This window comes from Streptomyces nanshensis (assembly GCF_001751255.1).
GTDB classification, from domain to species: domain Bacteria; phylum Actinomycetota; class Actinomycetes; order Streptomycetales; family Streptomycetaceae; genus Streptomyces; species Streptomyces nanshensis_A.
The window spans coordinates 1-1,038 of the sequence record NZ_LJGW01000527.1 but is presented as its reverse complement, the minus strand read 5'-3'; the positions used below and the strand labels follow the sequence as shown (position 1 = coordinate 1,038).

Annotated in this window: 1 pseudogene; it reads right to left on the bottom strand. The window is 77.6% G+C overall.

What is annotated here, in order from left to right:
- Positions 1-1,038, bottom strand: a pseudogene (locus tag AN218_RS29530) (hypothetical protein); the annotation flags it as partial.

Sequence of the window (1,038 nt, the reverse complement as noted above, 5' to 3'; positions counted from 1 at the left end):
AGCTCGTCCAGCAGCCGGGCGCTGCGCGGCAGCGCGACGACGGAACGGGCCGCCGCCCCCGTACGGGCTCGGGTGCCCTCCGACTCGCACAGCGGAGCCATGGCCCGCGCGAACCGCTCGGCCCACGCCGCGGAGACGGCGTCGAGCGTGCAGACCGTGCCGGGCGTACCGAGGGGACGTGATGTGCCCCCGGCGCCGGGGGAGTCGGCGCCTTGCGGAGCGCCGGGCGGCCCGGCGTTCTCGCGGCGTACGACCCGTACGGCCGTCGCGACCGCTCCGCTCAGCAGCGCCAGCGCACCGCACTCGCGGAAGGCCGCGGAGGTCTCGCACGCCGTACGGACCGTCTCGGCCACCGGTGAGGACGGCGTCGACGCGGGCGTCTCGGCGAGGCAGACGAGATGGATCCCGGCGCGCGGCCCCTCCGCCGCCAGCCGTGCCACCGCTTCCCGCAGCGTCGCCGATCCGGGGTCGCCGTCGACGACGAGCACCGTGTACGGACCGGGGGTGGTGCCCCCCGCGGGGCGCGCCCCGGAATCCGGGCCGAGCTGCCCCGACTCCTCCAGCCTGTGGGTGAGTTCGGCGACGCGTGCCGCCGCCTGGTCCCTGTCGTACGCCGTCAGCAGACGGCAGTCCTGCCCGCGTGCCGGACGCAGATGGGGCAGCCATCCCAGCCACGACCACTCGCGGACACGTGCCTCCGCGTCGCGCGCGCGGTCCGCCGAGATCAGCACCGTCTCCAGCGTGCTCGGGCCGTGCAGGGCGGCGAGCTGCGCCAGCACCGAACGGGCCATGCCCGTCAGCCGCGGACGCGGACCCGCGAGCCCCAGGGAGCCCGCCTCCCGCAGCGAGACCGTGACCGGGGCGCCCGTACGGCCGTGGCCGCGGTGCGCCGTGCCGATCCGTACGGTCAGCGCCTCCGGGTGCGCGGGCTCGCGTTCCCAGAGCCGGGGGCCGGGGCCGAGTGCGGTCAGCAGGATCGTGGCCGGATCGGGCCTGCCCGAGGCGTCGCCGCCCGGCGCGGACCCTGGCACGGGGAGG